This is a genomic window from Thiohalobacter thiocyanaticus (assembly GCF_002356355.1).
In the GTDB taxonomy this organism is placed as follows: Bacteria; Pseudomonadota; Gammaproteobacteria; order Thiohalobacterales; family Thiohalobacteraceae; genus Thiohalobacter; species Thiohalobacter thiocyanaticus_A.
In genome coordinates, this window is record NZ_AP018052.1 from 2,479,160 (window position 1) to 2,502,936 (window position 23,777).

The window sequence follows — 23,777 nt, forward strand, 5'->3', positions numbered from 1 at the left end:
AGCTGGATAATGGGTGCGGCGCCGCGCGCCTTCACCCATCCTACTTGCTCTGTAATCCTCGGCCCGCAATAGGATAAAATGGGCGGTCCGGGCACGCTGCCCGGGAGATTGTCAGCGACCCGGACCGATACCCGCCGCCATGCCCGATACCGCCCAGCAGACCGCCGCCTTCAGCACCGGGGAACAGGCCGGTTTTTCCCGTGACGGCTACGTCATCGTCCGCAACCTGGCACCGCCGGCCCTGATGCAGCGGCTGCTCGAGGTCGCCGAGGCCCAGCTGGCCGCCCAGGTGCCGCCGCTCGAATACGAGGCCGATCTGCACTACCCGGGCGCCCCCACCTCGCGCGAGCAGGCCGGCGGGCGCACCGTGCGCCGTCTGCTGCGCGCGCAGTCGCGCGACTGGGCCTTCAGCGAGTGGCTCACCCACCCGCCCCTGCTCAACCGGGTGCGTCAGCTGCTCGGCCCTGCGCTGATCGTGCCGCTGGCCCACCACAACTGCATCATGACCAAGCAGCCGCAGTTCAGTTCCGATACCGGCTGGCACCAGGACACCCGTTACTGGAATTTCACCCGCCCCGACCTGGTCAACGCCTGGCTGGCGCTGGGGCCGGAACGCGAAGACAACGGCTGCATGCGGCTGATCCCCGGCAGCCACCGGCTGGAACTGCCGCGTGAACGTTACGATGAACAGGAATTCTTCCGCGAGGACCTGGAAGAGAACCGCACGCTGATCGCGCAGCAGCAGATCGCCCTGCTGGAGCCGGGCGACGTGCTGTTCTTCCACGCCCGTACCCTGCACGCCGCCACCCGCAACTACAGCGACCGCACCAAGTACTCGGTGGTATTCACCTTCCGCGCCGCCGACAACCCGCCCAAACCAGGCACCCGCTCGGCCGGGGTGCCGGAACTGCTGCTGCCGGAGTAGGTCGGGGCAGCCGTAGGTCGGGTTAGCGCAGCGTAACCCGACACGCGGGGTAGACGTCGGGTTAGGCCTTGCAGGCTAACCCGACCTACGCCATCGATGAAGGTTCTGAAAATCCTCCGGGCGGTCAATGTCACGCAGGACGCCGGGATCGTCCGTCGGCACCCGGCGGAGCCGATGCGCATGCGCCTGCACGATCCCGCGCGCGCCGACATCGCCGTCGAGCTTGAGCAATGCGTCGCGATACGCCGCGCCGAAGCCCACCGGATGGCCCCGTTTTCCCGCGTACGCAGGCGCCCCGATCACATGTTCGTCTACAAGCGTGGCCGCGATGGCGGCAATGGTCTCCGGCCGGATGAACGGCATGTCCGCCAGGGCGATCACCCAGCCCGCCGCCGAATCCCGGGCCCGCACGCCGCAGGCAATGCTGGTCCCCATGCCCGCCTCGGCCCCGGGATTGACCACCACCGGTATGCCGGCAGCGCGCAGCAGCCCGGCCACGGCGCCATCGGCCTTTGCCACCACGGCGACGGTTTCAGGCAGCGCCAGGCGCAGGTTTTCAGCCGCGGCCAGGGCCAGCGGGGTGCCGTCCGGCAATGGCTGCAGCAGCTTGTCGCTGCCGAAGCGGCGACTCTGTCCAGCCGCCAGCAGGATACCCACGGGGCGGCTCATGCGGCGCTGATGCGGTGCACGCCGGCGGCGGGCGCCGCGGCATTACGCAGGGCGGTGATCTCGGCCAGGATGGCGACGGCGATCTCAGGCGGGGTGTGGCTGCCGATGGGCAGGCCGACCGGGGCGTGCAGACGCTGCAGCTGCGTCTCCGGCACCCCCAGGTCGCGCAGCCGTTGCCGGCGCAGTTCGCAGTTGCGGTGCGAGCCGATGGCGCCGACGTAGAAGGCATCGGAGGCCAGTGCGTCCAGCAGCGCCATATCGTCCAGCTTGGGGTCATGGGTCAGGGCCAGCACGATGCTGCGCGAATGGCCGGTATGGGCGGCGACGGCATCGTCGGGCATCAGGGTGACCAGCCGGGTGCCGGGCACCTGCCAGTCACGCGCGTACTCCTCCCGGGGATCGCAGACAATGACGTCGAAATCCAGCATCAGCCCCAGGCGCGAAACGTACTGGGAAAGATGCCCGGCCCCGATCAACAGCATGCGCCAGGCCGGTCCGAACACCCGGATGACACTCGACTCGCCGCAGGCAAAGGTCGGCTCCGGGCCGGCCGGCCGCAGCTGCACCCTGCCGCTGGCCGGATCGACTTCGCGCGCCAGCAGCCGGTGGCCGTCCATGGCCGCGAGCAGCGCATCCAGCTCGGCGGTATCGGTCAGCGCCTCGACCAGCAGCTCCAGCCGCCCGCCGCAGGGCAGACCGAAACGCGTCGCCTCCTCGCGGTTGACGCCATAGTCGATGCGGGTAGGCAGCTCGCCCAGTTCGCCGGACCGGTAGCGCGCCAGCAGATCCTCCTCCACGCAGCCGCCGGAGACCGAGCCGGCATGACTGCCATCGCGGCACATGACCAGCAGCGAGCCGGGCGGACGCGGCGAAGAGCCCCAGGTCTTCAGCACCGTGACCAGCGCCGGCTGGCGGCCGGCGGCCAGCCAGTCGCGGGCAGTCGTCAGGAGCCCGTAATCGTCGCTGCAGACGCGAGATCCGTTCATAACCTCGATCAGACCGCCAGCTGCAGTGGCAGCCGGTCGAAGTCCTGCCCGGTGAGTACGCTCAGGGCGTTGGCCACCGCCGGTGCGATCACCGGCGTGGCCGGCTCGCCCACACCGGTGGGCGGCTCGGTCGAGGGCACGATATGCACCTCGACCACGGGCATGCGGTCGATCCCCAGCACCTCGTAGCCGTCGAAATTGGACTGCACCACCTGCCCGTCCTCCAGCGTGATCTCGCTCATCAGGGCCGCGGCCAGGCCGAAGGCCATGCCGCCTTCCATCTGGGCACGGATATTGTCGGGATTGACCGCCACGCCGCAGTCCACGGCAATCACCACCCGCTCCACATTGATGCGTCCGTTGTCGCCGATGCTGACCTCGGCCACCTCGGCCACGTAGGAGTTGAAGGACTCGTGCACCGCCACCCCGCGTGCCCTGCCCTCCGGCAGCGGCCTACCCCAGCCGGCCTTCTGAGCGGCCAGTTCCAGCACGCCGAGGTGACGCGGATGGTCCTTGAGCAGCCCGCGGCGGTAGTCGACCGGATCGCGGCCGGCGGCGCGGGCCAGTCGGTCGATGAAGGTCTCGACGGCGAAGGCGGTGTGGGTCGAGCCTACCGAGCGCCACCACTGCACCGTGACCGGCAACTCGGTGGTGACCAGGTCCACCTCGAGATTGGGAATGGCATAGGGCAGATTGGCCGCGCCCTCCACCGAGGTGGCGTCCACCCCGTCCCTGACCATGCCGCCCTCCATGACGGTCCCGGTCATGATGGACTGGCCCACGATGCGGTGACGCCAGGCGACCGGCATGCCCTCGCCGTCCAGACCGGCCTCGAGCTCATGGTAGTAGAACGGCCGGTAGTAGCCGCCGAGCATATCGTCCTCGCGGGTCCAGACCAGTTTCACCGGGGCCTTGCCCGAGGCGGATTTCACAATATGCGCCGTCTCCACCAGGTAGTCCGAATGCGGATTGGCACGCCGGCCGAAGGAGCCGCCGGCATAGAGCATGTTGATCTTCACCTGTCCCGGCTCCAGGCCCAGTACCTGCGCCACGTTCTGCTGGTCGACGGTCTGGAACTGCTCGCCGTTCCAGATCTCGCAGCCGTCCTCGGTGAGTTGCATCACGCAGTTGAGCGGCTCCATGGCGGCGTGGGCCAGATAGGGCATGTGCATGGCCGCGGTCAGGCGGGTGGAGGCGCGCTCCAGCGCGGCGGCGGCATCGCCCTCGCTGCGCGCGACCGCCGCGGGTCCCTGCGCCCTGCCCCGGTAGTCGTCCAGGATCTCACGACTGCTCATGCGAAAGGCAGCGGATTCGTCCCACTCCACCTTGAGTGCTTCACGACCCTTGATGGCGCTCCAGGTATTGTCGGCGAGGACGGCCACGCCGGTCGGGATCCCGACCACTTCGGTGACACCCTTCACCTGCTTCGCCGCCGCAGCGTCGTAGGCCTTGACCCTGGCCCCGAAGCGCGGCGGATGCGCCACCACCGCCACGCGCATGCCGGGCAGTTGGATATCCTGGGTATAGACGGCGCTGCCGTCGAGCTTGGCCGCGTTGTCCAGTCGCGGCAGGAAGGTCCCGATCAGAGTGAATTCTCCGGGCTCCTTGAGCAGGACCTCCTCCGGTACCGGCTGCGCGGCCGCGGCCGCGGCCAGTTCGCCGAAGCGGGCCGTGCGGCCGCTGTCGGGATGGCTGAGCTCACCCTTGCTGACCCGGATCTCACTGGCCGGCACGCCCCATTCGGCCACGGCGGCCTGCACCAGCATATGGCGCGCCGTGGCGCCGGCCTGGCGCATCTGGGTGTAGGCGTTGGCGATGGCGGTACTGCCGCCGGTGCCCTGCAGTTTGCCCCAGTTCAGATTGTTGTAGCGCTCCGGATCGGCCGGCGCCGGCACCGGCACGATCTGCGACCAGTCGGCGTCGAGTTCCTCGGCCACCAGGGTGGCCAGCCCGGTGAAGGTGCCCTGCCCCATCTCCAGGTGCTTGATCACCACCTCGACGCGGTCGTCAGGCAGGATGCGAACGAAGGCGTTGGGCTCGAATTCGGCCTCGGGGGCGACCCGCGCCCCGGCCTGACCGGGACCGGCGGTGCCCGTATCAGCTTCGGGCTCGCGGCCGCAGCCGGGCAGGTACAGGGCCAGGGTCAGCCCGGCGCCGGTGGACAGGCTGCGGACCAGGAACTGGCGGCGGGTCAGGCTGAAGGGTGCGTTCATGCCTCACCTCCCTGCGCCCGGAGTGAGGCGGCCGCCTGCTTGATCGCCTGACGGATGCGGGCGTAGGTGTTGCAGCGGCACAGATTGCCCTGCATGGCGGCGTTGATGGCGGCGTCGTCCGGTTCGGCATTGCCGTTCAGCAGATCGATGGCGCTCATAATCTGGCCGGACTGGCAATAGCCGCACTGGACCACGTTCAGTTCGGCCCAGGCCGCACGCACCGCGCGTGCCGTGTCGGATTCCACCCCCTCGATGGTGGTGATGGCCTTGCCCTCGGCCGCGCTCACCGGGGTGACGCAGGACGGCAGGGCGTGGCCGTCCATGTGCACATAGCAGGCGCCGCAGCGGGCGATGCCGCAGCCGTACTTGGTGCCAGTCAGGCCCAGCACATCGCGCAGCGCCCACAGCAGCGGCATGTCGGGATCGACATCCAGTGACCGCGGCTCTCCGTTGACAGTGAGTTTGATCATGGGGACTCCCCGCTGTTGGTGTTCGCTTTCGGTGTCAAGGTGCAGTAACGCTTACTCAAGCGTCATGGCGATACACAGACCCATTGGGTGGGGTACCCATAGTGAAGCCCGAAGGGACTCTATGGGCACAACGCGGCAATCTCATACCGTGAAATCAGTTGGTTGGAGATTGCCACGTCACTCTGTTCCTCGCAATGACAGCCATCTCCCAGCTGAACTGAGCGCCATTCGCATCTGAGTATAGAAGCCGGTCCGTCACGCGTCTTCCCGACCCAGGTTACAAGTCGGCAACATGTCTCGCAATCCGCCGGCGCATGGCCGCATCCGGCAGCACTCCGCAGGCCGCGCCCAGATTCTGCCGCAGGTGGTCCACCCGCCGGGTGGCCGGGATGGCGCAGGTGACGGCGGGATGCGAAATGATGTATTTCAACAGCACCTGCGCCCAGTTGTCGCACTCGATCTCCGCCGCCCAGCCCGGCAGCGGGGCATTGCCGATATGCTCGAACAGGGCGCCGCGGCGAAACGGCCGGTTGACGATCACTGCCATGCCGCGGTCCCGGGCCAGCGGCAGCAGCGTCTGCTCGGCTTCCCGGTCCAGCACGTTGTAGGTGAACTGGACGAAATCCAGCGGCGCGCGCTGCATGATGCCGATCAGTTCCTCATGGCGGCGGCCGTGGGAGGTGGTCACGCCAACATAGCGGATCTCGCCCCGCGCCTTCATGGCGAACAGATTGGGCAGGTGGGTCTTCCAGTCCAGCAGGTTGTGCACCTGCATCAGATCGAGCCGCGGCAGGCCCCACAGCGCCTTGGAATGTTCCATCTGGACATAGCCTTGGCGGGCGGTGGTGGTCCAGACCTTGGTGGCGCCGAACAGGCCGCGATGATGGCCGATACGCTGCAGACAGCGGCCGATCACCTGTTCCGAGGTGCCGTACATGGGCGAGGAATCCACCATGCCGCCGCCCGCCTCGAGCAGGGTGCGCAGCACGGCGGTACGCTGCGCCAGCGCGCTTTCATTGCCGGGGTCGATACCGAAAGTCAGCCAGGTGCCCATCCCGATGACCGGAATGGCCGCATCGCTGCCCGGAATGGGGCGGGTGCGCCGGGGCTCGCAGCCGGCGTGGACCGGGCGCAGGGCGAGTGCCGCGCCCAGCCCGGCCAGCCCCTGCAGGAAGCGGCGGCGGTCAGAACGCACTGGCCACTCCCGCTGCAGCGTTTCTATTCCAGGTGATTCTCCAGTACATGCCGGTATTCACGGATACGTTGCACGTAGCGGACAGGTTCGGTGCCGCGGGCATAACCGTATTTGAGATCCTTGTAATATTCCTTCTTCGCCAGCAGCGGCAATACCTGCTTGAGGTCGCGCCAGTGATGCGGACTCAGATCCAGACGCCGCGCCAGGACCTGGGCATCGTGCATGTGGGCCCGGCCGAGGTTGTAGGCCGCCAGTGCCAGCCAGAGGCGGTCTTCGCCCGTCACCTCATCGGAGAAGCGCTCCATCATCCGCGCCAGGTACCTGGCGCCGCCGAAGATGCTCTGTTCCGGGTCCAGCCGGTTCTCCACCCCCATCGCGCGGGCGGTGCTCAGGGTCAGCATCATGATGCCGCGGACCCCGGTGGGCGAGCGGGCCCGGGCATTCCAGTGCGATTCCTGGTACCCCTGCGCGGCCAGCACCGTGTAGGGCAGCCCGTATTCCTCCGCTGCCTGCCGGAACAATCCGCGGTATTCGGGGAAGCGGGCATCGATACGGCGGATGTAGGTCCGGATGTCCACATAATCGAACACCTCGAAGAAACCATAGTAACGTTCCTGCAGGCTGGCAAGGCGGCCGCTGGCGGAGAAATCCTCAAACCAGTCGTGCACTGCGCGCTGCAGTGAATCGTTGCCGCGCGCAAGCATCCAGCCCAGGGACTGGGCGCGGGCGAGGTTCATGGGCGTGATCAACTCGGGAAAGTAGCGGCGATTGATGTCGACAATGGTGGAATCGGCCACGGTGCAGTCCAGCTCGCGCTCCCATACGGCGCGCAGCAGCTCTTCGGTAGTGCGCTCTGCAGTCTCCTGCCATTCCAGCCGCGGATGATCCTGCCGCAGCTGCTGCAGCCGCCGGCTGTAGCTGCTGTCGGCGATCACCTCAAGCTCGAGCCCGACCAGTTCCTCCACCGTCTCCGGCTGCACATTGTCGCGCCTGCACACCACCTGCTGGGTCACGTCCTGGTAGGCCGGTCCATAGGCGAACTGTTCGCGGCGACTGTCGAGGCGGGTCAGACCGGCCGCGGCCAGATCGCCCTCGCCCGCCTCCAGGGCCTGCAGAATCTCGGGCACACCGGCCTTGACGCGGTATTCGGCCTCTACGCCCAGATGGGCGGCGAAGGCCTCGACCATGTCGTGTTCGGGACCGGTCGGCGCGTCGTCACGGCCGATGTACCAGGTGGTGGGGGCGTTGCGGGTGAGGACCACCAGTTTGCCGGACTCGCGGATCGACGCCAGGTCCCGGTAGGCAATGCCGAAGTCCGGGGCCCGGCTGCAGCCCGGACTCATCAGCAGCATGACCAGCGGCAGGAGCAGAATGGCTCTGAAGTACATGGTTCCTCCTCACTCGCGGCAACAAGCCGGAGAGGCTTTCGACCGAGGTGTCAGGATACATCGCGACACCCAACGTCATTCACGCGCAGGCGGGAATCCGAAAACCCTCGCGGTGGCTGGATCCCCGCCTGCGCGGGGATGACGTAAGTGGCACGGGGGAGGCGATGTTTCTGGGTTTGCAATCAGTATTTCAGCCCCCCGCAAACCAGACCAGAATAACCGGATCAGCCGAAGCGGCTATGCAGGTACTGGTTGATGGCATCGGACTCGTACAGCCAGGTCACGCTGCCGTCGCCCTCCTCGATGCGCAGGCAGGGGACCTGAACCTTGCCGCCGCCGGCTTCGAGCGCCTGCCGGTGTCCGGGGTCATGCTGGGCATCGCGCAGTTCGATGTTCAATGCCAGCGCCCGCAGCGTGCGCCGCACCTTGATGCAGAAGGGACAGGTCCGGTACTGGTACAGTGCCAGACGGCGGGTGGCGGCATCCACTTCGGCCTGCTCGGCGGCACTGCGTTCGATCGGCTGGGCACGGCTGAGCTTTTCCCCCAGCAGCATGAAGGGACCGAGCACGGCGCGCACGCCGCGGAAGAAGAGTCGGATCAGTTGTCGCATGCGGATATTTTCATGATGATTTGATTTGAATTTATTCAACGCAGAGGCGTAAAGGCGCTAAGAACGCAAAGTAATTATTATTAACAAACAAACTCCTGAATGGTATTCATATACGTTCAGAACCTTTGCGTCCTCTGCGCCTTTGCGCCTCTGCGTTGAGAGATTTGGAACACAATCAGATCACAACCGCTTGCCGGCCAGGGTCGGGGGCTTGTCGGTGCGGGTCTCGAGCTTGAGATAGCTCACCAGCCGCACCGTACCCTCGGCGTGCAGGGCAGCGTGCACCTCCTGCACCGCCGCCAGGATGGCAGCGAGCTCGCCCTGGATGTTGGTGCCGGAGGCGTGGGTCTCGATGAGGAAGTCATGCCCCTGCAGCAGTTCCATCACGCGCATGATCTGGGGCCGGACCGAGACGCCGGTGCCGATGGGGACCACCTGAAATTCCGCTGTCGCCTGCATATCCGCCTCGCCTGCTTCAGGCACTCTGCTGCTTCACGTATTTCTGCTTGTCCGGGATCACGCCGCGCACACCGCCGCGCGGGTTTTCCATGTCGCCCCAGTAGCGGGGCATGACATGAATGTGCACATGCATGACCGACTGGCCAGCGGCGGGCCCGCAGTTCACGCCCACATTGTAGCCGTCCGGCTGGCGCTCGCGGTCGTTGAGCGCCTTGCACTCGTCAACCAGTTCCATGACGGCGATCTTCTCTTCCCGCGTCATGTCGAAATAATTCGCCACATGGCGCTTGGGCATGACCAGCATATGACCGGGCGAGACCGGATAGGTGTCGAAGCTGGCCCAGGCCAGTTCATTTTCCAGCACCTTGTCGTGCTGGCGGCAGAACAGACAGGTTTTTTCCGATTCAGACATGGAGCATTCACCGCTTGCTTGAAATCCAGCGCGGCATTATACCCCATTCGTTCCCGGAGAAGGCAGGTCCCGGGCAGGGTCTTTACAGGGCCTCGGGCGGCGTGGCCTCGAGTTTCCAGATATCGCGGTTGTATTCCTGCATGGTGCGGTCGGTGGAGAAACGCCCGCTGCGGGCGCTGTTGATGATGCTCATGCGGGTCCAGCGCGCCGGATCGCGATAGGCCGCAGCGGCCTGCGCCTGGGCGTCGGCATAACTGCGGAAATCGGCCAGCGTGAGCCAGGGATCGTCCGGGCTGGTCAGGGCCCGGATCAGGGGGGCGAACAGACCGGGTTCACCGGGACTGAACCGCTCGTCCTGCAACAGTTCCATCACCTGCTGCAGGTCAGGATCACTGTCGATGATCGCCTGCGGGCGGTAGTCGGCGCGGGTGGCGGCCACCTCTTCGGCGCTCAGGCCGAAGCGGAAGAAATTATCATCACCGACCTCGTCCAGGATCTCGATGTTGGCGCCGTCGTAGGTCCCGATGGTGATGGCGCCGTTCATCATGAACTTCATGTTGCCGGTCCCCGAGGCCTCCTTGCCGGCGGTGGAGATCTGCTCCGACAGGTCCGCGCCGGGGCAGATCAGTTCCATGCTGGAGACGCGGTAATTGGGCAGGAACACCACCCGGAGACGGTCGCCCACGTCCGGATCGCCATTGACCACCCGGGCCACATTGTTGATCAGCCGGATGATCAGCTTGGCCATGGCGTAGCCCGGTGCCGCCTTGCCGCCGATCAGTACGCAGCGCGGGGTCCAGTCGGTGGTGTCGCCGCGCTTGATGCGGGCATAGAGATGGATCACGTGCAGGCAGTTGAGCAATTGGCGCTTGTACTCGTGGATACGCTTGACCTGGATATCGAACAGGGCTTCGGGATCGAACACCACCCCGGTCTCGTCCCGGACCAGCGTCGCCAGACGTTGCTTGTTGAACTGCTTGACCTCGCGCCAGCGGCGCTGGAAATCGGCGTCTTCAGCCATGGCCTCGAGTTGCCTGAGTTGGGCAAGGTCAGTCACCCAGCCATCACCGATGCGCTCCGTGATCAGGCGATTCAGCTGCGGATTGCACATGGCCAGCCAGCGTCGCTGGGTCACGCCGTTGGTTTTGTTGTTGAACTTCTCCGGCCATAATTCGTAGAAGTCGCGGAACAGTCCTTCGGTGAGCAGCCGCGAGTGCAGGCCGGCCACGCCGTTGACCGAGAAGCTGCCGACGATGGCCAGCCAGGCCATACGCACCATGGGCGTGTCGCCCTCCTCGATCAGCGACATGCGCTGCAGCCGGACGGCATCGCCGGGCCAGCGCCGTCCGACCTCGTCCAGGAAACGGGCATTGATCTCGTAGATGATTTCCAGCAGCCGCGGCAGCAGCTTCTCGAACAGGTATACCGGCCACCTCTCCAGCGCCTCCGGCAACAGGGTATGGTTGGTGTAGGCCATGGAACGGGTGACGATGGACCAGGCCCGGTCCCAGTCCAGGCGCTGCTCATCGACCAGCAGCCGCATCAGCTCGGCCACGGCGATGCTGGGATGGGTATCATTGAGCTGGAAGCAGTTGCGTTCGGCCAGCTGCTCGAAGTCAGTGCCATTGAGCCGCAGGTGGCGGCGCAGCACGTCCTTGAGGCTGGCCGAAGCCAGGAAATACTGCTGGCGCAGCCGCAGTTCCTTGCCGTTCTCGCTGGCGTCGTTGGGATAGAGCACCATGGTGATGTGCTCGGCATCGTATTTGGACTCCACGGCCCGGTCATAGTCGCCGGCATTGAAATCGTCCAGGTCGAACTCGTCGGTGGAACTGGCTGACCACAGGCGCAGACTGTTGACGGTGTCGTTGCGATAGCCCGGCACCGGTACGTCGTAGGGCACGGCCAGCACATCGTGGGTGTCGACCCAGCGCACCCGCTGCTGTCCATCCTGATCGCGGTAGAACTCGGTACGCCCCCCGAAGTGGATGCGCTGGGTGTACTCGGGCCGCTCCAGTTCCCACACATGGCCGTCGCGCAGCCAGTGATCGGGCTCCTCGACCTGGCGGCCGTCGACGATCTCCTGACGGAACATTCCGTATTCATAGCGCAGGCCGTAGCCCAGCACCGGCAGCTGCAGGGTGGCGCAGCTGTCGAGGAAGCAGGCCGCCAGCCGGCCCAGACCGCCGTTGCCCAGCCCGGCATCATGCTCGGCCTCGGCCAGTTCCTCCAGGGCGATGCCGTAACGGTGCAGGAGTTCGCGTATGGCGTCGGTGATATCCAGGTTGAGCATGGCATTGCCGAGCGCCCGGCCCATGAGGAATTCCAGCGACAGGTAGCAGGTGCGCCTGGCATTGCGCTTCTCGTAGGCCGCCCGGGTGGCCTTCCAGCGCTCCATCAGGCGGTCGCGCACGGCATAGGCCAGGGCCTCGTACAGGTAATGATTGGTGCAGTGCTGCCGGTCCCGGCCCAGGGTACGATTGAAATAGCGCAGGAAGTCCTCATCCAGGGCCGGACCCTCCATCGCCAGCGGCGGCAGATCGGTCAGCTCGGGATGGACGGTGAGGATATTGGAACGATCCTGCTGCATGGACGCGGTCAGAAGGACCACTCCCGACGGTTGTCCGACGGCTGCATGCGATTGAGCCGGGCCATGGCCTCGTCGCGGCGCGCCAGCAGGGTGCTGTCCCCGAAACGGCTGAACACCTCTTCCTCGTAGGCATCGTGATCGAGCATCATCCGATACAGCGGCTCGAGCGAGGCCTCGAAGTGCTCGGATTCGCGGTGCCTGAGCACATAGGCGAGATCGTGCAGCATGCGGACAATGTCGTCATGGTCCTCGACCAGGCTGTCGATATCCTCGCGTGAATCGGCTACCGTCTCGCGAAACATGGGATAAAGCACCTCGTCCTCGATGCGCATGTGCAGTTTGAAGTCCTCCACGAATTCCCGGAACAGGCGCTCGGCCTCCTCCCACCGACCGGCGCCCGCGGCCAGTTCCACCTCGCGCAGGGCAGTCTCGTACTTGCGATGGTCATGGACCAGCCAGTTGTCGGTGGTGTTCATGGCGCCTCCCGGGGTATCCGTCCTACTCGGTTGACTATAACAAATGCGGGCCGGATTGCACGGTCCGCTGTCGGCTAGCGCGCAAACACCTCTGTCAGCAGGGCCTTCATCTTCTCCCAGGAATCCCGGTCGGCCGCGGCGTCGTACACCAGCGGCAGGTCGAATTTCTCCCCCATCGCGTCCGCGCCCGGATTGGTGAAGCTGTGCTTCACCCCGGGATAGCTGACGTAGGTATAGGCCGCGCCGGCCCGCTCCATCTCGGCGACGAAGGCCTGGATCTGTTCCAGTTTGACGAAGGGATCGGCACCGCCGTTGGCCACCAGGATCTCGGCCTGGATCACGCCCGGCCCGGCCGGATTGTCGGTGGTCAGGGAACCGTGGAAGCTGGCCACGGCGTCCAGCGGCAGGCCGCGGCGGGCCATCTCCAGCACCATGCCGCCGCCGAAGCAGTAGCCGATGGCGGCGATGTCATCCTCGCGCACCAGCGGATGCTGCTGCAGCCGCTGCATGGCGGCACGGAAGCGGGCCTCGGCCGCAGCCAGGTTGGACCTGACCTCGCCGGCGAACTTGCCCGCATCCTCAGGGTGGTCGGCGCGTTTGCCCTGGCCGTACATGTCCACCGCCAGGGCGACATAGCCCAGTTCGGCCAGCTGCCTGGCCCGATCGCGGGCATAGTCGTTGTGTCCCCACCACTCGTGTACCACCAGTACGCCCGGACGTTTGCCCTTGACCGCCTCGTCATGAGCAATGTAGCCGTGCAGTTCGGTGTCACCGCTGGTATAGACCACTTCCTCGCCGACCACTGCAGCCCCGGCCAGGGGAGCGGCAAGCAGCGCGGTCAGCACGATCAGAAAACGTCTCATGGCACCCTCCGGATGGTGTTGGTATTGCCCTGGATTGTAGCCGGGAATGCAGCGAACCGCACAGCGGAATCAGTCCGCTTCCAGGATGCGGCGGCGGATGCGCTGCTCTTCCGCGTCGCTCAGCAGCCCTTCGTCGTGCAGTTCCTGGATTACCCGCAGCTGACGCAGGCGGCGCTGGGCGGGAGACTCCACTGCCGCCTTCGGGGATGGCGCGGGGGCGGCGCCCGGGCGGGCCGGCGCCGCTCGGGCAGCGGGCGGTTCCAAGGCCGGCACGGCGGGGGCGACGGCGCCCGCAGACGCTCCGCAGTCCAGCTGCGCCACGATGCCCTGCTCGATATCGCTGCGCGTCACCCGCCGGCGATAATCGGTACAGCCATCCTTGCGCAGGATGATGATGCCGTAGAGGTCGACATCCTCCGGCGGGTAACTGTTGGGATAGATATCGCGCTCGGACAGGGTCAGGGGCGTGGTGCCTGCGCGGCCGGCGATGGTGAAGACCTGGGCCCCGGCCGGTTCGGAGTCGACGCGGAAGCGCTCCACCCCGAACGCGGCCGGCGCCTGACTGCCCAGACCCAGCGCCAGCAGCGCGGCAAGCGCGCGGCGCGGCAACTCAGAAGGCCGCATCGAATCCGAACAGGAAGTAGTGCTCGCGGCTGAGATGGCCGGTCCAGTACTGGCCGGTCTTGTCTTCCTTGTCCTGCAGATCCACATTGAGCTCGGCGATGCCCTTGACGTTGCGCATGAAATAGTAGGACGCGGTCAGCGTCAGGCTGTTGATGTCGATGCCTTCGTAGATGGTGTCGGTGTCATCCAGGTCGTTGGCATCGGCGTAGTTGTACAGCAGGGAATACGCCCAGCGGTCGTTGGGGATGTAGTCAACGCCGGCGAAACCGCCGGACCATTCATAGTCCCGATCCGGGCCGCCGTCGATGAAGCGGTCCCAGCGATTGTGCAGGAACTGGGCGTACCAGTGAATGTCCGGGCCGATGCTGCCCGAGGCATCCAGCCCCCAGACCTCCTTGTCGCGGTTGTGCAGCCCCTCGTCCAGCCCGGCCGGGCCGGTGATGCTGCGCTGCTTGCCGGTCAGGCCGAACAGGCCGACATTGACCGGACCGATATCGGTCCCGAGTCGGCCGAAGGCGGTCTTGCTGTTGTCGTTGTCGAACATGTTATCGGGCCGGTTCAGGCCGGGGCTGTTGAGATCGAAGCTGCTGCTCACCCCGTTGCCGTTGACCAGGCCGAGCGAGGCCTCGACCGGGCCGAGGTCGCGGCCGAACAGCACGCCGCGATCATAGGTGATGCCGGCCAGGCGGTAGGCCATGTAGTCCTGGAACGGCAGGCGCACCTCGCGCGGAAACATCAGATCCGAAATCTGAAACTGACCCAGCATCAGGCTGGTACCCGTGCCGAAAATATCGTCGTGCTGGAACCAGGCGTCCTCGACCACCACCTCGCCGTTACCGCCCTTCTCGGCGAAGATGGCATAGAAGTAATAGGTGATGTGGTCGCTGAGCGGTGCGCTGGACAGCAGCTTGATCAGATAGGGCGATTGGAAATCGGTGGTGGCCGAACGGCTGCTGCCGTCCAGCGGGTTGATGTTATCGGCCTGGCGCGCCTGCATGTAGGCCTGGGCGCGCACCGCCAGCGGCAGTTCCTTCGGCAGGGCCAGGCGCTCGTCGCCGCCCGACATCGTTCCGTCCTTCCAGTTGGGCAGGCGCATGTTGTTGGCCGCGAAGTGCTCCCCGAACTGGTTCAGCCTGGGGAAGGCCGAATGGCAGGCGGCGCAGCTCATATCGTACTTGCGGGCGAAGGCCGGCATGGCATCGGCGTCGGCGAACACGCCGGCGAGGAGGAAGATGCCGATGGCGGCAATGAGGCGGTGGAATGAAACAGTCATGGCCCGGTTCCCTGATCTTGTTGTCGGACTGCGAGAGAGCGCAATTTAAGCGCGGTTGGGGATCGCGCGTCAACGTCGGCTCTCCGGTCCCGGCGTTGCCATTGACCCAGATCAACCATGCGTCTGGATCCGGTCCTGCACCTCATGCACGCCCAGCACATACCAGGCATCCAGCTTGGCCAGGCGCTTCTCCTCGCGGCTGGAGACCGAGCCCTGCAGGATCACCCGGCCGTCGCGGGCCCTGACACTCAGCTGTTCGGCGTGCACCAGCGGATCCTTTTCCAGCACGATGCGCACGGCATCGGCCAGTTCCCCGTCGTTGTCACGCTCCGCCGGCACCACCCGCAGGTCATTCTGTACATCCTCGCAGCCGCCGGACCACCAGGCCAGGACATCCGCCAGGCGTCGATGGGTCAGGCTGCCGACCTGGCCGTGCAGCCCGACCACCCCGTCGGCGGCCTCGATCTCGATCCAGCCGCGCTCGCCGTTGTGACCCTCGCGGATGCGTTCGGTCACGCCGTTGCGGGTCACGCACAGCAGATAGTCGTTGAACGCCGATTCCTGGCTGAGGTTGCGCACCACCTCGTCGCGCAGCGCGCCGTCCTCCTCCACCTGGGCCGGCACCACCCGCAGGTGGTCCAGCACCGGCATCTGGTGGGCGATGCGGCGCACCACGGCCGCAGCACAACGCTTGGCGGCGATATTCTCCACCTCGCCTTCCAGAATCAGGCCGGAGTCGCGGTGGATGACCCGGATGGGATAATGGTGCATGTCGATTTCGGGATGATTGGCCAGCGCCGCCATGACCAGCCGCACCAGCCGATTGGAAGAGTTGTTGTCCATAAGGCCTCCCAATGCCGTCTTCTGCCTTCAAGTATAGGCCAGTCTGCAAGCGGGGCCGGATACCGGAACCGCGGCGCCCGCGCAGCCGCTCCCGCCCACGGCCGCGCCGGACTACCGGATTGATTTCAATTGTTTTACATTGACCGGGCCTGGGGCCACCACGGGAGACAACGCCATGCAGGACCCTGCCCGCGCCTACTGGAAGGCCAACCTCCGCCTGGTCGGCCTGCTGCTGATCATCTGGTTTCTGGTCTCCTACGTGTTCGGCATCCTGCTGGTGGAGCCGCTGAACAGCATCCGCCTGGGCGGCGTCAAGCTGGGCTTCTGGTTCGCCCAGCAGGGCTCCATCTACACCTTCCTGGTCCTGATCTTCGTCTACGCCATCGGGATGAACCGCCTGGACCGCCGCTTCGGCGTACACGAGGACTGAAGTCGCCATGGAACTGCAGACCCTGATCTACCTGGTGGTGGGCGCCACCTTCCTGCTCTACATCGGCATCGCCATCTGGGCCCGGGCGGGCAGCACCGGTGAGTTCTACGTCGCCGGCAAGGGCGTGCACCCGGTCGCCAACGGCATGGCCACGGCCGCGGACTGGATGTCGGCGGCCTCCTTCATCTCCATGGCCGGGCTGATCGCCTTCAGCGGCTACGACGCCTCGGTCTATCTGATGGGCTGGACCGGCGGCTATGTGCTGCTGGCCATGCTGCTCGCCCCCTACCTGCGCAAGTTCGGCAAGTTCACCGTGCCCGAGTTCATCGGCGAGCGCTACTATTCCCAGACCGCGCGGCTGGTGGCGGTGGTGTGCCTGATCGCGGCCTCCATCACCTATGTCATCGGCCAGATGAAGGGCGTGGGCGTGGCCTTCGGCCGGTTCCTGGAAGTGGAGTTCGAGACCGGGGTGCTGGTCGGCATGGGCATCGTCTTCTTCTATGCCGTGCTCGGCGGCATGAAGGGCATCACCTACACCCAGATCGCCCAGTACTGCGTGCTGATCTTCGCCTACACCGTGCCGGCCGTGTTCATCTCGCTGCAGCTCACCGGCACCCCCCTCCCGCAGCTGGGCCTGGGCAGCGAACTGGCCGGCAACGGCGCCTATATGCTGGACAAGCTGGATCGGATCATCACCGACCTGGGCTTTGCCGCCTACACCGAGCAGAAGGGGTCGACCCTGAATCTCAGTCTGCTGACCCTGTCGCTGATGATCGGCACCGCCGGCCTGCCGCACGTGATCATCCGTTTCTTCACCGTGCCGAAGGTGCGCGACGCGCGCTACTCGGCCGGCTGGGCGCTGCTGTTCATCGCCATCCTCTACACCACCGCGCCGGCGGTCGGCTCCATGGCCCGGCTCAACCTGACCGAGACGGTCCAGACCGGGCCGGTGGGCGAGCCCGGGGCCAACCTGCTGTATGCGGAGCGACCGCAGTGGTTCCGCACCTGGGAGACCACCGGGCTGCTGGCGTTCCAGGACAAGAACAACGACGGCCGCATCCAGTACTACAACGAAGCCGATCCCGACTTCGCCGAACGGGCGCGGCAGTGGGGCTGGGAGGGCAACGAACTGGTCACGGTCGACCGCGACATCATGGTGCTGGCCAACCCGGAAATCGCCGGGCTGCCCAACTGGGTCATCGCCCTGGTCGCCGCCGGCGGCCTGGCCGCGGCACTGTCCACCGCGGCGGGGCTGCTGCTGGCCATCTCCTCGGCCATCTCGCATGACCTGCTCAAGGGCGTACTCATGCCCGGCATCTCGGAGAAGCGCGAGTTGCTGGCCGGGCGTCTGGCCATGTTCGGCGCCATCGTCCTGGCCGGTTACCTGGGCATGAACCCGCCCGGCTTCGCCGCCGAGGTGGTGGCGCTGGCCTTCGGCCTGGCCGCCTCCTCCATCTTTCCGGCGCTGATGCTGGGCATCTTCCACAAGCGCATGAACCGCGCCGGCGCCGTGGCCGGCATGCTGGCCGGACTGGGCGCGACCCTGGTCTACATCTTCGTCTACAAGGGCTGGCTGTTCATCCCGGGCACCAACAACCTGCCCAACACGGCCGAACACTGGCTGCTGGGGATACAGCCCGAATCCTTCGGTGCGGTCGGCGCCCTGATCAATTTCGCCGTAGCCCTGGTGGTGGCGCGGGTCACCGCCGCCCCGCCCGAACACATCCAGCACCTGGTCGAGGACATCCGGGTGCCGCGCGCGGCCATACTCACCGCGCGGCGCTGAGCACGGCAGGCGGGAAGCATGGAAGTCGAACTGCTCGAGATCCGGGACTTTCTCGCCGCCCATGCGCCCTTCGATGTGCTGAGTCCGGAACTGCTGGAGGTGCTGCCGCGCCAGCTGGTCGTGCGCTATCTGCGCCGCGGCAGCCCCTTTCCCCCACCGACGCCGGAGACGCCGCCCTGTACATCGTGCGCAGCGGCGCCGTCGAACTGCGCGACAGCGACGGCACCCTGTCAGACAAGCTGGGTGAAGGCGACCTGTATGCCGGTTTGTGTGAAGCCGACTCCGCCGGCACCGGCGTCACGGTCGAGGACAGTCTGCTGTATCTGCTCGACTGCCGGGCCCTGGCCAGTCTGCGCGAGGCCTCGCCGGCCTTCGACCGCCAGTTCGCCGCCGACCGCGCCGAGCGCCTGCACCGGGCGAGCGCACCGCGGGCGGCCGCGGGACTGGATGTACTGAGCGTGAAGGCGGCCGACCTGCTCCACCGCGAGCCCGTGACCCTGGACGGCGACATGAACATCCGCCAGGCCGCACAACTCATGTCGGCCCAGCGGGTTTCCTCGGTACTGATCACCGAGGGCGAGGGCCTGGTCGGTCTGATCACCGACAGCGACCTGCGCCACCGCTGCCTGGCCAGGGGCCTGGGCGCGGACAGCCCGGCGCGCAGCATCATGACCCCGGACCCGGTCACCCTCGACGGCGAGGAGGTGCTGGCCGAGGCCCTGCTGCGCATGACCCGGCTGCAGGTCCATCACCTGCCGGTGCTGATACGCGGCCGGCTCGCCGGCATGCTGACCCTGTCCGACCTGGCCCGGCACCAGGGCGGCAGCCCGGTGCTGCTCGCCACCGACATCCAGCGCGCCGCCGACATCGAGACGCTGACCGCGATCAGCCGCCGGCTTCCTGAACTCCAATTACAGTTAGACAATGCCAATACCCGGGCCGCGCATATCGGTGCGGCCATCGCCTCGATCACCGACGCCCTCACCCGCCGGCTGCTGGAACTGGCCGAATCCCGGCTGGGATCGGCACCGGTGCCCTATGTCTGGGCCGCGGGCGGCTCCCAGGGCCGGCAGGAACAGACGGTGCACTCGGATCAGGATCATGCCCTGATCATCGCCGATGAGCTGAATGCGCCGGACAGGGAATACTTCACCGAACTCGCCCGCTTCGTCAGCGACGGCCTGAACGCCTGCGGTTTCCCCTATTGCCCGGGCAATGCCATGGCCAGCAACCCGCAGTGGCGCCAGCCGCTGCAGGTATGGGGCGACTGTTTCACCGGCTGGATCGAACGGCCGCAGCCGCAGGCGCTGATGCACGCCAGCATCTTCTTCGACCTGCGCGCCGTCCACGGCGAGGCCGCACTGCTGCACACCCTGCAGGAACAGGTACTGGCACAGACCCGCGCCAATCGCATCTTCATTGCCCACCTGACCGCCGCCGCCCTGCAGCACCGGCCGCCGCTGGGGTTTTTCCGCAATTTCGTGCTCATCCACGACGGCGAGCACGACGCCACCCTGGATCTCAAGCGCCGCGGCCTGCTCCCGATCGTCGACCTGGCCCGGGTCTATGCCCTGTCCGAGGGCATCGGCGCGGTCAACACCCGCGAGCGCCTGAAGGCGGCCATGGCCGCCGGCGCCCTCGGCCGTGACTTGGGCGGGAGTCTGCTGGATGCGCTGGAGTTCATCGCCGGGCTGCGCATCCACCACCAGTCGGACTGCCTGCGCGCCGGTCGCGCACCCGACAACTATCTGCCGCCGGATACGCTCTCCGCTCTGGAACGCAGCCACCTCAAGGACGCCTTCCGGCTGATCCAGAGCCTGCAGGCAACCCTCGGGAACCGCTACCAGGCGGGGCGCTTCGGCTGATGTGGACGCGGCTGCCCGGTGCGGACCTGCGCCGCCGCTGGCTGCGTCGGCGGCTGCCACCCAATCCCCTGCAGGCCTACCTGGCCGCGCCTCTGCCCGCACCCCGGGCCCGCTGTCGGGAACTGGAATTGCTGGCCCTGGACATCGAAACCAGCGGCCTGGATCCGGCCCGTGACCGCATCCTGAGCCTGGGGACGGTGGTCATCCGTGATCTGGCCGTCCAGCTCGACAGCGCCTGGTACCGGCTGGTACGGCCGGGCCGGGCGCTGACAGAGGACAATGTGCGCATCCATCGCATTACCGACGATCAGGCCGCGGCCGGCCTGCCGCTGCGTCTGGTCCTGCCCGAACTGCTGGAACAGCTGGCCGGCCGGGTGCTGCTGGCGCATCACGCCGCACTGGAACTGGGCTTTCTGAACCGGCTGTGCCGGGACTGGTACGACGCCCCGCTGCTGACCCGGGTGGTCGATACCCAGACCCTGGCGCGGCGGCGTCTGCAGCGCAGCGGCCAGGCCTTCCGCGGCCGCGATCTGCGCCTGCCCAACCTGCGTACCGAACTGGGGCTGCCGCGCTACCGTGCCCACCATGCGTTGAGTGATGCCTTGGCCACGGCGGAGTTGTTCCTGGCGCTGCTCCCGGACGCCGACTGCCGGTTGTCCGAGGTGCTGTGCTGAAGATCGGTCGGGGAGATACAAACGCAGAGGGCGCAAAGGCGCTGAGAGGCAAAGAATGCCATGCGCGTTGGATGCGCAACAGGCGAGCCTCAGGCCGGGACATCCGCCTCGGGTGTCGCCACCCGCTGCGCCCGCAGCAATTCAGTGATTTCTTCTGCCGGCAGCGGCCGGCTCAGCAGATAGCCCTGCACCAGATCGCAGCCGTGCTGACGCAGGAACTCGAGTTGGGCCGGCGTCTCCACACCCTCGGCGATGACGGTGCGGTTGAGGTTGTGTCCCAGGGCAATGGTGGCGGCCACGATGGCGGCATCGTCCGAGTCGTGGGTCAGATCCATGACGAAGGAGCGGTCGATCTTGAGCCGGTCGATGGGGAAGAGCTTGAGGTAGGCCAGGGAGGAATAGCCGGTGCCGAAGTCATCGATGGCCAGATGCACACCCATGGCCTTGAGCGCGCGCAGCATGGTCACGGTGGCATCGCCGTTATCCATCAGCACCGTCTCGGTCAGTTCCAGTTCCAGCCGGCCGGCGTCGAAACCGGTCTCCGCCAGGGTGCGTGAGATCACCTCGATCATGTCCTGGCGCTGGAACTGGCGCGAGGAGATGTTCACCGCGATGCGCTGCGGCAGCAGTCCCTGCTCCCGCCAGGCCACCCCCTGCTCGCAGGCCGCGCGCAGCACCCGGTTGCCGATGGGCACGATCAGGCCGCTGTGCTCGGCCGTAGGCATGAAGCGGTCGGGTCCGATCAGGCCGTGGACGGGGTGCTGCCAGCGCAGCAACACCTCCAGCCCCACCAGGGTGCCGCCGCCCAGATCCCACTGCGGCTGGAAATACAGCAGGAATTCGTCGCGTTCCAGCGCCTTGCGCAGTTCGTTTTCCAGCTGCAGGCGGTCATGCGCCTCGGCGTTCATCTCGGGGGTGTAGAACTGCACGCTGTGCCCGCCCTGGCGTTTACTGCGGTACATGGCGATATCGGCATTCTTGAGCAGGGTGGCGGCGTCCTCGGCATCGTCGGGATAAAGACTGATGCCGATGCTGGCAGTGACCGCGGTATCCTGACCGGCCAGCTGGTAAGGCCGGGCCAGCACTTCCAGCAGGCGCTCGGCCAGTTCGCCCACCCGCTGGAAATCGTCGGCATCGCTCAACAGTACCGTGAATTCGTCGCCGCCCAGCCGGGCCAGCTGATCATCGCTGCGCACGTTCTCGTCCAGACGCCGGGCCACGTCCTGCAGCAGCTGGTCGCCGACGTCATGTCCTAACGTGTCATTGATGAGCTTGAAGTTGTCCAGGTCCAGAAAGAAGATGCCGATCCTGGCCTGCTGGCGATGGGCATGCTGCAGGGCATGATTGAGCGCCGAGGTGAAGGCCGAGCGGTTGGCCAACCCGGTCAGTTTGTCGTAGTTGGCCAGTTCGAACAGGCGTTCCTCGACCTGCTTGCGCTCGATGGCGATGCCGGCCAGATGGGCGGCGCCGGTCAACAGTTCCAGGTCCTCCGGGCGGGGGGAGGCCACTTCCCGCTGGTAGATGCCGAAGGCGCCCAGCACCTCGCCGGCGGCGGACTTGACGGGCTCGGACCAGCAGGCGCGCAGGCCCGCGGCGGCGGCCGGTTCGCGCAGACCATCCCAGTAGGGGTGGGTCATGATGTCCTCGACGATGACCCGCTCGCCGGTGTAGCTCGCCGCACCGCAGGAGCCGACCCGGGGCCCGATCTCCAGGCCGTCGACCGCCTCGCAGTAATGCTGCGGCAGGCTGGGCGCGGCGCCGTGGCGCAGGTGCCGACCGTCCGCATCCAGCAGCAGGATGGAACACACAATGCCCGGACGTGCGGCCTCGGTCTCCTCGAGCAGGACATAAAGAATGTCCTGCAGCGGCTTGCCGGTGGCCAACTGCTCCAGGACCCTGCCATGGCCACGGCTGATCCGTTCGGCCCGGGTGCGCTCGCCGATCTCCCGCTCCAGGGTGGCGTTGGCCTGGCGCAGTTCGCGGGTTCCGGACTGGATGCGGTCTTCCTGCTCATTCAGCGTCTGCTGCAGTGAGTGCCTGGCCCGCTCGCGTTCGCCGATCACCGCCCCCAGCAGCAGGCCGGTCAGGCTCAACACCAGGATGTAGCCCTGCAGCAGCCAGACCGACTCCAGACCCGAGTCCCGCACGAAGGGGCCGGCGCCGTGGACGGTATTCCACAGACTGGTCAGACTCAGCAGGAACACCAGAACGGCGGTACCGCGGATGCCGCTGCGGAAGGCCGTCCAGGCCAGGAACGGCAGGGCCAGGAAGCTCAGCGGCAGACCGCTGCCCGGCGTGTTCAGCCAGCCGCCGAAGGCGCCATGCGTCACCACCAGGGCCAGGGCGATGATCAATGCCGATTCCAGCAGGCGGCGGCGGTTCCAGCCGCGGCCACCGACGTCATGCCAGCTGAGCAGTAACGGTGCCAGGGCCAGCGCACCGGCGGTGTTGCCCAGGCTCCAGATCCACCACATCAGGCCGGCGTCGTTCCAGCTCACCACCCCACCGAGGATCAGGGCGCCGACGCCCAGGGACGCGCTCAGGCAGGCGACGGCGGTGAACACGGCCAGCGCGAACAGCATGACGGTTCGCGCTCCCGCCAGGGGGTCGCCGCTGCCGCTCAGCCGCCGGAACAGCGCGGCACCGACCAGGGCCTCCAGCACATTGCCGGCATCCAGGCTCAGGGCCAGGGCCAGCGGCAGTTCCAGGATGAGGAGATCATGTGCCAGGGCCCCGAACAGGATGCCGGGCCAGACCCGCGCACCCAGGCGCAGCACCGCCGCCACGCCCAGACCGGTGGGCAGCCACAGGGGCGACCACAGGCCGATGTCCTGGCTGCTGGAGAGGACGAACTGCGAGCTCACCAGCGCGGCCAGGAAGTAGCCGGCGGCAAGCAGCAGCCAGGCAGCGGCCAGCCCCGCGGGCGTGGTCGGGGCGGGTGGGTATCGAACGTTCAAGGCTTCCCCATGGGACGGCACCGTCGGGCGCCGCTGACAACTCAACGAAAGGAGGTAAAACCTCCAGAAAA

21 protein-coding genes are annotated in these 23,777 nt (G+C 66.7%); 5 read left to right on the forward strand and 16 right to left on the reverse strand.

What is annotated here, in order from left to right; translation table 11 throughout:
• Window positions 1–139: 139 nt before the first annotated feature.
• Window positions 140–925 (forward strand): phytanoyl-CoA dioxygenase family protein, encoded by a 786-nt coding sequence (locus tag CFK21_RS11485; RefSeq protein ID WP_096366790.1) that lies wholly within the window; start codon window positions 140–142, stop codon window positions 923–925.
• Window positions 926–1,000: 75 nt separating this feature from the next.
• On the opposite strand, the gene CFK21_RS11490 is transcribed toward CFK21_RS11485, so the two are convergent.
• The 15 genes from CFK21_RS11490 to CFK21_RS11560 form a co-directional block, all read right to left on the reverse strand.
• A complete protein-coding gene (locus tag CFK21_RS11490; protein WP_231971504.1) occupies window positions 1,001–1,582 on the reverse strand; it encodes a nucleotidyltransferase family protein in 582 nt (193 codons plus the stop codon).
• A gap of 8 nt (window positions 1,583–1,590) precedes the next feature.
• Window positions 1,591–2,580 (reverse strand): XdhC family protein, encoded by a 990-nt coding sequence (locus CFK21_RS11495; protein ID WP_096366792.1) that lies wholly within the window; start codon window positions 2,578–2,580, stop codon window positions 1,591–1,593.
• An 8-nt stretch (window positions 2,581–2,588) separates the two neighbouring features.
• A complete protein-coding gene (locus CFK21_RS11500) occupies window positions 2,589–4,793 on the reverse strand; it encodes a xanthine dehydrogenase family protein molybdopterin-binding subunit (RefSeq protein ID WP_096366793.1) in 2,205 nt (734 codons plus the stop codon).
• Window positions 4,790–5,263, reverse strand: a complete 474-nt coding sequence (locus CFK21_RS11505; RefSeq protein ID WP_096366794.1) for a (2Fe-2S)-binding protein — start codon at window positions 5,261–5,263, stop codon at window positions 4,790–4,792. Before CFK21_RS11505 ends, CFK21_RS11500 begins: the two co-directional genes overlap by 4 nt.
• Window positions 5,264–5,540: 277 nt before the next feature.
• A complete protein-coding gene (locus CFK21_RS11510; RefSeq protein WP_172844331.1) occupies window positions 5,541–6,476 on the reverse strand; it encodes an aldo/keto reductase in 936 nt (311 codons plus the stop codon).
• Window positions 6,477–6,481: 5 nt separating this feature from the next.
• A complete protein-coding gene (gene mltF / locus CFK21_RS11515) occupies window positions 6,482–7,846 on the reverse strand; it encodes a membrane-bound lytic murein transglycosylase MltF (protein WP_096366795.1) in 1,365 nt (454 codons plus the stop codon).
• Between the two features lie 224 nt (window positions 7,847–8,070).
• Window positions 8,071–8,457 carry a glutaredoxin family protein gene (locus CFK21_RS11520; protein WP_096366796.1) on the reverse strand — a complete coding sequence of 129 codons (387 nt, stop codon included), beginning with the start codon at window positions 8,455–8,457 and terminating at the stop codon, window positions 8,071–8,073.
• Between the two features lie 180 nt (window positions 8,458–8,637).
• Complete coding sequence (locus CFK21_RS11525) at window positions 8,638–8,916, reverse strand: MTH1187 family thiamine-binding protein (protein ID WP_096366797.1); 279 nt, start codon at window positions 8,914–8,916, stop codon at window positions 8,638–8,640.
• A gap of 16 nt (window positions 8,917–8,932) precedes the next feature.
• Complete coding sequence (locus CFK21_RS11530) at window positions 8,933–9,328, reverse strand: HIT family protein (protein ID WP_096366798.1); 396 nt, start codon at window positions 9,326–9,328, stop codon at window positions 8,933–8,935.
• An 82-nt stretch (window positions 9,329–9,410) separates the two neighbouring features.
• Window positions 9,411–11,915 carry a glycogen/starch/alpha-glucan phosphorylase gene (locus CFK21_RS11535; RefSeq protein ID WP_096367598.1) on the reverse strand — a complete coding sequence of 835 codons (2,505 nt, stop codon included), beginning with the start codon at window positions 11,913–11,915 and terminating at the stop codon, window positions 9,411–9,413.
• An 8-nt stretch (window positions 11,916–11,923) separates the two neighbouring features.
• Window positions 11,924–12,391 (reverse strand): hemerythrin domain-containing protein, encoded by a 468-nt coding sequence (locus tag CFK21_RS11540; RefSeq protein ID WP_096366799.1) that lies wholly within the window; start codon window positions 12,389–12,391, stop codon window positions 11,924–11,926.
• 74 nt (window positions 12,392–12,465) lie between these two features.
• Complete coding sequence (locus tag CFK21_RS11545; protein ID WP_096366800.1) at window positions 12,466–13,254, reverse strand: dienelactone hydrolase family protein; 789 nt, start codon at window positions 13,252–13,254, stop codon at window positions 12,466–12,468.
• Window positions 13,255–13,323: 69 nt separating this feature from the next.
• Window positions 13,324–13,878, reverse strand: coding sequence for a hypothetical protein (locus tag CFK21_RS11550; protein WP_197702949.1), 555 nt, complete (start codon window positions 13,876–13,878; stop codon window positions 13,324–13,326).
• A complete protein-coding gene (locus CFK21_RS11555) occupies window positions 13,865–15,151 on the reverse strand; it encodes a hypothetical protein (protein ID WP_096366801.1) in 1,287 nt (428 codons plus the stop codon). Before CFK21_RS11555 ends, CFK21_RS11550 begins: the two co-directional genes overlap by 14 nt.
• A 111-nt stretch (window positions 15,152–15,262) precedes the next feature.
• The gene (locus CFK21_RS11560) at window positions 15,263–15,994 is read right to left on the reverse strand and encodes a BON domain-containing protein (RefSeq protein WP_096366802.1); all 732 of its coding nucleotides are present in this window, start codon (window positions 15,992–15,994) and stop codon (window positions 15,263–15,265) included.
• Between the two features lie 175 nt (window positions 15,995–16,169).
• Between CFK21_RS11560 and CFK21_RS11565 the strand changes: the two genes are divergently transcribed.
• The 4 genes from CFK21_RS11565 (at window position 16,170) to CFK21_RS11580 (ending at window position 20,749) form a co-directional block, all read left to right on the forward strand.
• Window positions 16,170–16,424, forward strand: a complete 255-nt coding sequence (locus CFK21_RS11565; RefSeq protein ID WP_096366803.1) for a DUF4212 domain-containing protein — start codon at window positions 16,170–16,172, stop codon at window positions 16,422–16,424.
• A gap of 7 nt (window positions 16,425–16,431) precedes the next feature.
• A complete protein-coding gene (locus CFK21_RS11570; RefSeq protein ID WP_096366804.1) occupies window positions 16,432–18,210 on the forward strand; it encodes a sodium:solute symporter family protein in 1,779 nt (592 codons plus the stop codon).
• Window positions 18,211–18,395: 185 nt separating this feature from the next.
• The gene (locus tag CFK21_RS11575) at window positions 18,396–20,075 is read left to right on the forward strand and encodes a putative nucleotidyltransferase substrate binding domain-containing protein (RefSeq protein ID WP_231971505.1); all 1,680 of its coding nucleotides are present in this window, start codon (window positions 18,396–18,398) and stop codon (window positions 20,073–20,075) included.
• Entirely contained in the window at window positions 20,075–20,749 is a 675-nt protein-coding gene (locus CFK21_RS11580) for a 3'-5' exonuclease (RefSeq protein ID WP_096366805.1), read from the forward strand. The genes CFK21_RS11575 and CFK21_RS11580 overlap by 1 nt, the downstream gene beginning before the upstream one ends.
• 89 nt (window positions 20,750–20,838) lie before the next feature.
• Here CFK21_RS11580 and CFK21_RS11585 read toward each other — a convergent pair whose 3' ends face one another.
• The gene (locus tag CFK21_RS11585; protein WP_172844298.1) at window positions 20,839–23,706 is read right to left on the reverse strand and encodes a bifunctional diguanylate cyclase/phosphodiesterase; all 2,868 of its coding nucleotides are present in this window, start codon (window positions 23,704–23,706) and stop codon (window positions 20,839–20,841) included.
• Window positions 23,707–23,777 lie beyond the last annotated feature (71 nt).